Origin of the sequence: Lutibacter sp., from assembly GCF_013041805.1 — a bacterium.
Classification (GTDB): domain Bacteria; phylum Bacteroidota; class Bacteroidia; order Flavobacteriales; family Flavobacteriaceae; genus Lutibacter.
The window spans coordinates 1-10,842 of record NZ_JABDRI010000057.1 but is presented as its reverse complement, the minus strand read 5'-3'; the positions used below and the strand labels follow the sequence as shown (position 1 = coordinate 10,842).

Annotated in this window: 11 protein-coding genes; 5 read left to right on the top strand and 6 right to left on the bottom strand. The window is 30.9% G+C overall.

The features are described from left to right. Nucleotides 1-531 (top strand): sulfatase-like hydrolase/transferase (locus HKP59_RS07625; protein WP_291805247.1); only part of this gene is annotated, 531 nt, incomplete at its 5' end. Here the strand turns inward: HKP59_RS07625 and HKP59_RS07620 are convergent. From HKP59_RS07620 to ileS, 3 genes are all read right to left on the bottom strand, one after another. Then, nucleotides 521-1,129: a lipoprotein signal peptidase gene (locus HKP59_RS07620; protein ID WP_291805251.1), complete on the bottom strand. Its 609-nt coding sequence runs from the start codon at nt 1,127-1,129 to the stop codon at nt 521-523. The genes HKP59_RS07625 and HKP59_RS07620 overlap by 11 nt on opposite strands. A gap of 74 nt (nt 1,130-1,203) precedes the next feature. Then, nucleotides 1,204-1,581, bottom strand: coding sequence for a TraR/DksA C4-type zinc finger protein (locus HKP59_RS07615; RefSeq protein WP_291805244.1), 378 nt, complete (start codon nt 1,579-1,581; stop codon nt 1,204-1,206). A gap of 4 nt (nt 1,582-1,585) precedes the next feature. Continuing rightward, nucleotides 1,586-4,993: an isoleucine--tRNA ligase gene (gene ileS / locus HKP59_RS07610; RefSeq protein ID WP_291805241.1), complete on the bottom strand. Its 3,408-nt coding sequence runs from the start codon at nt 4,991-4,993 to the stop codon at nt 1,586-1,588. Nucleotides 4,994-5,114: 121 nt separating this feature from the next. On the opposite strand from ileS, the gene HKP59_RS07605 reads away from it, so the two are divergent. After that, nucleotides 5,115-6,005, top strand: a complete 891-nt coding sequence (locus tag HKP59_RS07605) for a metallophosphoesterase family protein (protein WP_291805238.1) — start codon at nt 5,115-5,117, stop codon at nt 6,003-6,005. 133 nt (nt 6,006-6,138) lie between these two features. Here the strand turns inward: HKP59_RS07605 and HKP59_RS07600 are convergent, their stop codons facing one another. Then, nucleotides 6,139-6,879, bottom strand: coding sequence for a TerB family tellurite resistance protein (locus tag HKP59_RS07600; RefSeq protein ID WP_291805235.1), 741 nt, complete (start codon nt 6,877-6,879; stop codon nt 6,139-6,141). Nucleotides 6,880-7,065: 186 nt separating this feature from the next. Between HKP59_RS07600 and HKP59_RS07595 the strand changes: the two genes are divergently transcribed. The 3 genes from HKP59_RS07595 to HKP59_RS07585 all read left to right on the top strand — a co-directional run bounded on the left by HKP59_RS07595 (nt 7,066) and on the right by HKP59_RS07585 (nt 8,603). Next, the gene (locus HKP59_RS07595; protein WP_291805232.1) at nt 7,066-7,476 is read left to right on the top strand and encodes a BrxA/BrxB family bacilliredoxin; all 411 of its coding nucleotides are present in this window, start codon (nt 7,066-7,068) and stop codon (nt 7,474-7,476) included. 16 nt (nt 7,477-7,492) lie between these two features. Further along, complete coding sequence (locus HKP59_RS07590; RefSeq protein WP_291805229.1) at nt 7,493-7,885, top strand: hypothetical protein; 393 nt, start codon at nt 7,493-7,495, stop codon at nt 7,883-7,885. A 64-nt stretch (nt 7,886-7,949) separates the two neighbouring features. Further along, nucleotides 7,950-8,603 (top strand): HD domain-containing protein, encoded by a 654-nt coding sequence (locus tag HKP59_RS07585; RefSeq protein ID WP_291805226.1) that lies wholly within the window; start codon nt 7,950-7,952, stop codon nt 8,601-8,603. A gap of 4 nt (nt 8,604-8,607) precedes the next feature. Here HKP59_RS07585 and HKP59_RS07580 read toward each other — a convergent pair whose 3' ends face one another. Then, the gene (locus tag HKP59_RS07580; RefSeq protein ID WP_291805223.1) at nt 8,608-9,378 is read right to left on the bottom strand and encodes an enoyl-CoA hydratase-related protein; all 771 of its coding nucleotides are present in this window, start codon (nt 9,376-9,378) and stop codon (nt 8,608-8,610) included. Nucleotides 9,379-9,382: 4 nt separating this feature from the next. Further along, the coding region (locus tag HKP59_RS07575) for an ATP-binding protein (protein ID WP_291805222.1) at nt 9,383-10,842 on the bottom strand (1,460 nt) is incomplete at its 5' end.

Genomic DNA, 10,842 nt, shown 5'->3' with positions numbered 1-10,842 from the left:
CTTATGAACTCTCTAAGTCAGGAAGAAAAAGAAAATACTGTTATTATTTTTATTGGAGACAATGGAACACCTCAACAAGTAGCTCAAGAATACAATTCCTCAAGAACTAAAGGTTCATTATATCAAGGAGGAATAAATGTTCCAATGATTATTTCAGGTAAAAATGTAATGAGAATTAATGAAGCTGAAAATGCATTGATAAATACAACCGATTTATTTACAACTATCGCAAACATTGCTGGAATAAATGTTGATAAAATTAATGATAGTCAAAGTTTTTATGAATCTTTTTCAAATTCAAGTTTTCAAGGAAGAGAATATGCCTATGCAGAAAACTATTTAAATGCAACTATTAGAAACAGTACTCATAAATACATACTGTTTAGCGATGGTTCGGAAAAACTATATAATTTAATTGAGGATCCTCTTGAAACAAAAAATTTAGTACAGCAGTCCAATCTTCCGTTAAGTGATTCCAATGAAATAATAAAAAATGAATTAATTGGAAAACTTCAAGAGATTAAGCAGTAAGCTCCTCTTTCGGAAATGCTTTTTTATTAAAGAAAATTAATAATCCAACACCTGTTGAAATAGCAGTATCAGCAACATTAAAAATTGCATTGAAAAAAGTAAATGGCTTTCCTCCCCAAATTGGTAACCAACTTGGCAAATCTCCACTCCATATTGGAAAATAAAGCATATCAACAACTTTCCCAAAAAACAACTTTCCGTAAGGCTCATTAGGTAAAAAGGTTGCAATGCCATTACTTGGAGTATCAAATATAACACCATAAAAAACTGAGTCTATTATATTTCCTAAAGCACCCGCAAATATTAAAGAAATTGCTACAATTAATACAGTATTAGATTTTTTTATTATCGAAGTATACAACCAATATCCAATACCCGTAATTGCAAATAGCCTAAAAATTGTTAAAAAAAGTTTACCAGCTTTGCCTCCGAATTCAGCTCCCCAGGCCATTCCATTGTTTTCAATAAAATGAATTCGAAACCAATCAAAAACTACAACTTCTTCTCCATAAAAAAAATTAGTTTTTATATAAAATTTACTAATTTGATCTAATAACAATATGGCAATAATAAGAACTAAGGACTTTTTCAACTTTATAAATTTTATAACGTAAGTATATAATAATGAAGCCTCCTAATTGGAAGCTTCATATAGTATTTAATTTTGAATTTTTATTGTTGCATTCGTTTAGCTTCAATGCTTAATGTTGCATGAGGAACTAACTTTAATCGTTCTTTCATAATTAATTTACCCGTAACTCGACATACACCGTATGTTTTATTTTCAATACGTAACAAAGCATTTTTTAAATCTCTTATAAATTTTTCTTGACGTATTGCCAGCTGAACATTTGCTTCTTTTGACATGGTTTCAGAACCTTCCTCAAAAGCTTTAAATGTAGGCGACGTATCATCAGTACCATTATTACTGTCGTTTTTAAAGGCGCTTTTAATCAATGCTAAATCTTCTTCAGCATATTTAATTTTATTCAAAATAAGCTCTTTGAATTCAGCTAAATCTTTGTCTGAGTATCTATTGTTTTCGTTCATATTCTCAAATTTTTTCAATTAATATTTTAGTGTTCACATCGTCAAAAGCAATTTCTATGCCTTTTTCTACTATATCTTCAAACACTAATTCTTTAGTTAACGTTTCAGTCTTAATATATTGTTCATTTGCTTTAACAGACTGCTCTAAAATTTCATTATTTTGAATAATTAATTTTATTTTATCGGTTACATCAAAACCACTCTCTTTACGTAGGTTCTGAACTCTATTTACCAACTCTCTTGCATTTCCTTCTTTACGTAAATCATCAGTTATATTTACATCTAGAGCTACTGTTAAATTTCCTTGATTAGCTACTAACCAACCTTCAATGTCTTGTGATGCAATTTCAACTTCGTTTAGTGTTAAATTTACAACATTTTCATTAATTTTTAAAGAAATTTCACCTTGTTTTTCAACAGTTGCAATATCATCTTGAGTTAAATTTTGAATTGCTTGTGCAACAAATCGCATGTCTTTTCCAAACTTAGGCCCAAGTACTTTAAAATTAGGCTTTATTGTTTTTACTAATATTCCGGAAGCATCATCAATCAACTCAATTTCCTTCACATTTACTTCAGATTTTATTAAGTTTTCAACAGCTAAAATTTCCTCTCTGTCTTTTTCGTCCAAAATAGGAATCATAATTCGTTGTAATGGCTGACGAACTTTAATCATTTCTTTTTTACGCAATGAAAGTACCATAGATGATATTTTTTGAGCTTGTTGCATTTTATGCTCTAACTTACTATCAATCAAATGTTCATCGTACGAAGGAAATGAGCCCAAATGTATAGATTCAAAATTTTCTTTTCCTGAAATAGTTGTTAAATCTTTGTAAAGATTATCCATAAAAAACGGGGCAATTGGAGAAGCTAGTTTTGCAACTGTAACCATACAAGTGTATAATGTTTGATACGCTGAAATTTTATCTTGCCCATATTCACCTTTCCAAAAACGTCTTCTACTTAAACGTACAAACCAGTTACTTACATATTCAGAAACAAAATCTTGTATTGCTCTTGCTGCCTTAGTTGGCTCATATTCTTCATAAAACTTTTCTACATTTTTAACTAATGTATTAAGTTCTGACAACACCCAACGATCTATTTCTGGTCGTTTTTCTATTGCAATTTCATCTTCAGCATAGGTAAAACCATCTAAATTAGCATATAAAGCAAAGAAAGAATATGTATTATATAATGTTCCAAAGAATTTTCTTCTAACCTCATCAATTCCATCAATATCAAACTTTAAATTATCCCACGGATTTGCGTTTGAAATCATGTACCAACGTGTAGCATCTGCACCATATTTCTCCATAGTTTCAAACGGATCAACAGCATTTCCTAAACGTTTCGACATTTTTTTACCTTCTTTGTCTAATACTAGTCCATTAGATACTACATTTTTATAGGCAACGGAATCAAAAACCATTGTTCCAATAGCATGTAATGTATAAAACCATCCACGAGTTTGATCTACTCCTTCAGCAATAAAATCAGCTGGAAAGAATTTTTTCTCATCAATTAACTCTTTATTCTCAAAAGGATAATGCCATTGTGCATAAGGCATAGAACCTGAATCAAACCAAACATCAATTAAATCTGATTCACGTTTCATTGGTTGTCCTTTTGGAGAAACTAATGTAACTGCATCAACAATATTTTTGTGCAAATCAATTTTATCATAGTTTTCTTCGCTCATATTCCCAACTTCAAAGTCAGAAAAAATATCAGCTTCCATAAAACCTGCTTCAACAGATTTTTTCATCTCTACTTTCAATTCTTCAACAGAACCAATCAAAATTTCTTCAGTACCATCTTCTGTTCTCCAAATTGGAAGTGGAATTCCCCAATAACGTGAACGAGATAAATTCCAATCGTTGGCATTTTTAAGCCAATTCCCAAAACGTCCTTCTCCTGTAGATTTTGGTTTCCAGTTAATACTATCGTTTAAATCAAACATTCTATCACGTTTGTCTGTAACTTTAACAAACCAGGAGTCTAGGGGATAATATAAAATTGGTCTATCTGTTCTCCAACAATGTGGATAGCTATGACGATACTTTTCTACATGAAAAGCTTTATTTTCTTCTTTTAATTTGATTGAAATTTCAACATCTAATGAACGCTCTGGAGCTTCACCATCAGCATAATATTCATTCTTTACATATTTATCAGCATATTCACCCATATGCTTGGTAAACTTACCTTGTAAATTTACCAATGGAACAGGGTTCCCGTTATCATCTAACACCAACATTGGTGGAACCTCAGGAGTTGCTTGTTTTGCAACCATAGCATCATCAGCACCAAAAGTTGGAGCCGTATGTACAATTCCTGTACCATCTTCGGTAGTTACAAAATCCCCAGCTATAACTCTAAAAGCATTTTCTGGATTTTGGTATGGAAGCGCAAATTGCATTAGTTGCTCATATTTTGCTTCCAAAATATCTATTCCTTTAAATTCTTTAACAACTATAAACGGAATTTTTTTATCATTCTCATTGTATTCTGAAAGTTGAGCTTCATTTTCAATTACAAAGAATTTTTTTGAAAATTGCTTATTAACTAAGTTTTTAGCTAAAATTACATTTATTGGTTCAAACGTATATTGATTAAACGATTTTACTAATACATAATCAATTTTTTTACCAACAGTTAATGCTGTGTTTGAAGGCAAGGTCCAAGGTGTGGTTGTCCAAGCTAAAAAATGAATATCTCCGTCTACATCTTGTAAAAAATCTGGTAAGGTTTTTTTAATAGCTTTAAACTGAGCCACAGCAGAGGTGTCAGTTACATCTTGATACGTTCCTGGCTGATTGAGTTCGTGTGAGCTTAAACCTGTACCTGCTTTTGGTGAATATGGCTGAATTGTATATCCTTTGTAAATTAATCCTTTTTTATACAATTGTGACAACAACCACCAAACCGTTTCCATGTATTTTGGCTTATAAGTTACGTAAGGGTCTTTCATATCAACCCAATGCCCCATTTTAAGTGTTAAATCTTCCCAAATATCAGTATAACGCATTACTGCTGTTCTACAAGCATCATTATATTCTTCAACAGTAATTTTTTTTCCAATATCTTCTTTGGTAATTCCTAATTCTTTTTCAACACCTAATTCAATTGGCAACCCGTGAGTATCCCAACCTGCTTTACGTTTTACTTGAAAGCCTTGTAAGGTTTTATAACGACAAAAAATATCTTTAATAGCACGTGCCATCACGTGGTGAATTCCTGGTAAACCATTTGCTGAAGGTGGTCCTTCAAAAAATACAAATGGCTTATTTTCATCTCGTGTAGTTATACTTTTTTCGAAAATATGCTCTGCTTCCCAAATCGCTAAAGTTTCTTCTGCTACTTTAGTGAGATTCAATCCTTTATATTCTCTAAATTTTTTACTCATTTTAGGCCTTTAAATCAATTAGTTTGCGAAATTACATATTTTATTGAAAATAACGTTTCAATTTTAATAAAAAGTACGGGTGTAAAAGTTTGAATTTCGAAGATTTATTTTAAGTTTACATATGATCCAACAAATAATATCTAATTCCTATAAAAATGCGAAGAGAATTTCTATCGATTGCGATTCTAAATTAATTTTTTTTAGTGATTGCCATAGAGGAAATAACAGTTATACCGATGATTTTTCTCACAATGGTAATATTTATTTTCATGCACTTAGAACTTATTATGAAAACGAATACACTTATATTGAATTAGGTGATGGAATTGAACTTTGGGAAAATCATGATTTTAAAGAAATTTTTGAAGCGCATCAAAACGTATTTATGCTTTTACGTGAATTTCATTTAAAAAATAGGCTTCATATAATTTGGGGAAATCATGATATGATTTTACGGAAAGATAAAAAAGCACAAAAGTTATTAGGTTCTTATTTTGATCGGATAACTTCCACAACTAAAGATTTACTTAGTGGGTTAACTCTAGATGAGGGAATTATTTTAGAGGTTGAAGGTTTTAAAAGAAACATTTTATTAATTCACGGACATCAAGCCGATTTTTTTAATTATATTTTATGGAAATGGAGCCGGTTTTTAGTAAGGATTTTATGGAAACCACTTCAAATTTTAGGAATAAAAGATCCTACAAGTCCTGCCAAAAACTTTAAGGAATTATTACGTGTAGAACGCAAGCTTAAAAAATGGATTTTAGCGAATAACAATCAAATGGTAATTGCTGGACATACACACAGACCAAGATTTCCTAATCCAAATGAATTGCCTTATTTTAACGATGGAAGTTGCGTACATCCGCGATCTATTACTGGAATTGAAATTGTAAATCTTGAAATTTCTTTAATTAAATGGCATACTATTTCCCATAAAGATGGTACGCTTCAAATTGTAAAAACAGTTTTAGAGGGTCCAAGAGATATTGCAGAGTATTTAGCATAAAAAAAGCGCTTCTATCGAAGCGCTTCTATCGTCTTGGGGTCTAAATTGTCCCAGTTGAGGGTTTGACAATTTCACTTTACTTATTACTAATCAATTTATAAGACACATTATTTTTTAATTAGTCACAAAAAAATTACAATCCTCTTTCCTTTTGTATATGTTCATATGCTTTTTGAACTTGTTTAAACTTATCTTCAGCTCCCCTTACATGTTCTTCTCCAAGATGTTGTAATTTATCAGGATGGTATTTTTTTACCATTTTTCTATAGGCTTTTTTTACCTCATCATTTGTTGCTGATTTATCTATTTCAAGAATTTTGTAAGAGCTATCTGTACTATCATAAAACATGGCTTTTATAGACTCAAAATCATTTTGATTTACATATAAATAACCCGCAATAATTTTAATTGATTGCACTTCAGCCTCATTTACAACTCCATCTGATTTGGCAATCCCAAATAAAAAGTGAATCAATTGTAGTCGTGACGCATGTGTTAAATTTTGACGAATTTGCTCAGTAATTTGACGCGTAGAAACATTATTATTCTTTACAAATACTTTAAATAATTTAAATGCATTATTTGCTCTTTCCTCTCCATACATTTTTTTAAAATGCATACGAACATAATTTAGTTCTCGCTCATCGGTTTTTCCATCTGCCTTAATCACTACAGAAGCTAGTAACAATAAACTAATCTCAAAATCACCCGATTGTCTATTTCTGCTAGTTTCTCCATATCTTTTAGCACTTTCAATATCTGCTTTAGAAAATCCTCCTAGAACACTTCCTATAGCAAAACCTAAAATACTTCCAATAGGTCCACCCAAAGTAAACCCTAAACCGGCTCCTAGCCATTTAATAAAATTACTCATACTTAATTATTCAATGCCCAAAGATACACAGATTTGTTAGTTTAGCTTTACGAAGTAGTTTTACAGTTGTTAAAAAAAATATAAACTTTAAAAAATTCACTTTAATTAAAATGAGGTTTTAGTCTTTTCCTTTTTAATCTACTATATTTGCATACTTTATAAGTATAACTAAAAAAATCAATAAATATGTATCCACCAGAATTAGTAAAACCAATGCAACAAGAATTAGAAAATGCAGGTTTTACATCATTACATTCAGCTCAAGAAGTTGATGAAATCTTAAAAAAAGGAGGAACAACTCTAGTCGTTGTGAACTCTGTATGTGGTTGTGCAGCAGGAACGGCAAGACCTGGAGCTGTTTTATCTTTACAATATGATAAAACACCTGCTAACTTAACAACTGTTTTTGCAGGAGTAGATGTAGAAGCTACAGCTACTGCACGTGAAAAAATGGTTCCTTTTCCTCCATCATCACCGGCAATTGCACTATTTAAAGATGGTGTATTAGTTCATATGTTAGAACGTCACCATATTGAAGGAAGGTCTGCTGAAGTAATTGCTACAAATTTAGCAGGAGCTTACGAAGACTATTGTTAATATTTCTAATAAAATAATGAAGTTTATAACAAAACATATTCTAAAAACGATTGCTATATTAGCAATCGTTTTTAGTTGTTCAAGTAATTCAGAAACTACTCAAGAAGACGATCTTGTGGCGTTAAATAATTTAAAACTAGAAATAGAACTTTTAATTGCAGAAGGTACTTGTACTGAAAATGAGAGTTGTGATTTTATAGCTTTTGGAAGTAAAGCGTGCGGAGGACCAAAATCTTATCTTGTTTTTAATACTTCTATTGATGTTGAATTGTTAAATGAAATAGTTTCAACGTATAACGAAATGGAGGCTGAATACAACTTAAAATGGGGAATAATTTCAGATTGTATGTTCCTATTGCCACCAACAAATGTTGAATGTGTAGACGGACAATGTAAAGCCATTTATTAAAAAATAATTAAAATTTATTTTGTGTATCCGCTTTTAATTAAAGCGGATTTTTTATTTTTAGAAAATGAACAAACAACTAATCATTTCAAATACTGAAACTTTTGTAAAATCAACTTTAGAAAATGCGGAAGGTGGTCACGACTGGTTTCATATTTTACGAGTTTGGAACAATGCCAAATTAATTGCAAAAAGCGAAAATGTTGATGAATTTATTGTAGAATTAGGTGCTTTATTGCACGATATTGCCGATTCTAAATTTTACAACGGAGATGAAACTGTTGGACCTAAAATGGCACGTGATTTTTTAAAAGCTCAACACGTAGATGAGGCTGTAATAATTCACGTTGAAAACATTATAAATAACATTTCCTACAAAGGTGGTAATTTTAAACAAACGTTTAAATCGCCCGAACTTGATGTAATACAAGATGCCGATCGATTAGATGCTATTGGTGCAGTTGGTATTGCACGTTGTTTTAATTATGGAGGATTTAAAAACAGACAATTATACAACCCAAATATTCCTCCAAATTTAGCAATGACAAAAGAGGAATATAAAAATTCTAAAGCTCCAACAATTAATCACTTTTACGAGAAATTATTGTTGTTAAAAGATAAAATGAATACTACTACCGGAAAAAAAATTGCCGAAGAACGTCACCAATATATGGAAACATTTCTTCAGCGATTTTATGATGAATGGGAAGGAGAATCTTAATTTTTTATTCAAAATTAGGTTTACGTTTTTCTAAAAAAGCGGTGGTTCCTTCTTTAAAATCATTGGTTCCAAAACTTTCTCCAAATTGTGTTATTTCAACATCAAAGCCATTTATATTACTCTCGTAATTCGCATTAACCGCTTTTATTGCCGCCGAAATTGCAACAGATGAGTTTCTCATTATTTTACTCGCTAATTTTTCACATAATGGTAGTAACTCTTCTTGTTCCACAACATAATTAACCAATCCCCAGTCTTTAGCTTCTTCTGCTGAAATCATTCCTGCTGTCATAATTAGTTCCATCGCTTTTCCTTTTCCAACTAATTGTGGTAAACGTTGTGTACCTCCATAACCTGGAATAACGCCTAATGAAACTTCAGGTAAACCCATTTTAGCATTAGAACTTGCCACTCTAAAATGTGCTGCCATTGCTAATTCTAATCCTCCACCCAAAGCAAAACCGTTCACCGCTGCAATTACTGGAGTATTTAAATTTTGAACATAATCAAATAATAGTTCTTGTCCTTTTCTAGCCAAATCTGCTCCTTCTTCAACATTAAAATCAGCAAATTCAGAAATATCAGCGCCAGCAACAAATGCTTTTTCGCCACTACCTGTTATAATAATTACTTTTGTTCGAGAAGCTAAGTGTTTAAAAGCTTCGTGTAACTCTTCAATTGTTTTTTTGTTTAAAGCATTTAACTTTGAGGGTCTGTTTATAGTGATTGTTGACAAATGTTCTTTCTGTTCAATTAAAATATTTTCGAAATTCATAAAATTATTTTTTAGGTAATACTATTTTAAAAACGGTTCCTTTATTAAGTTGTGATGTGAATGTTATTGTTCCATTATAAGCTTCAACAATGTTTTTTACCATTGGTAAGCCTAGACCCATTCCGCTAGATTTTGTTGTGAATTTTGGTTCAAAAACGCGCTCTTTATCTTCTTCAGAAATACCTTTTCCATTATCAGCAACTTTTATAACTACATTCCCATTATTTTGCTCTACAGAAACTTCAATTTTTTTATTTTCAACTTCATCTAAAGCATGAGCTGCATTTTTAACCAAATTAGTAATAATTCTAATTAATTGCGTTTTATCTAGTTCAGAAATAATCTCATCCTGTTTTGGAAAAAATAAAATATAGTCTTCAGAAAAAATATCTAATGCGTGCTTCACTACTTCAACCACATTTAATTCTTCACATTTTTGGGTTGGCATCTTGGCAAAGTTTGAAAATGCTGATGCTATAGAACTCATGGTATCTATTTGTTGAATTAATGTTTTACTAAATTCATTAATTTTTTCTTTAATTTTTGGATCATTTTCATCAAACTTTCGTTGAAAACTTTGAACTGTTAAACGCATTGGAGTTAGCGGATTCTTAATTTCGTGAGCCACTTGCTTTGCCATTTCTCGCCATGCTTGCTCTCGCTCTCCTTTTGCTAGTTTCACTGCACTTTCTTCCAACTCATCAATCATAGCGTTATATGCATTTACCAAAGTAAATATTTCTGTGCTTGCTTCTTTTAAAATAATTTTTTCATTTCGACCCGTTAAACTAGTTCTTCTCATTTTATCAGTAATAGCTTTAATAGATCTTGTTATGTAGCTTGAAATAAAGTAAGCCAATAATATTGCCAACGCAAACATAAGGGCGTACACCATTAGTAACCGATATAAAAACTCAATTAAATCTTTATCTTGAGCTGAATTATCTTGAAGATATTGAAGATTTATGATTCCTATTGGTTTAAACTTATTATCTGTTATATAGGTGAATGAAGATTGAAATGTATTACCATCAATTATGGTCGTATTTGTAAATCGATGTTCAAAATTTTGTGAAATGCTTTTTAATATTGCGTCTGATAATTGGGTTGGAACATCACTCTTTACAAATCCAGATTGAGAGCTTTTAGCCATCCTACCTTTTAAATCGTAAATATTAATTTTAAGATTTTCTATATCTGAAATCTCATAAATTTTATCTTTAAATATTGCAGCTAAATTTTCTTCTATAATTTCATAAGTGTTTTGTGGAGAGTTTAGCCAGTAATTTATAGTGGCTGTAACAGATTCTTCTTTTCGATCTAATCTTCCTTTATTGTATTCATCGGTTTGCTCTTTGTATTGATAAATTGTGACTGCGGCGATTAATACCGACGCCAGTATTATCAATAATATCATCGATAAAAAAATTCGAATTCGTAATGAAAGTTGTTTAATTTTCATGC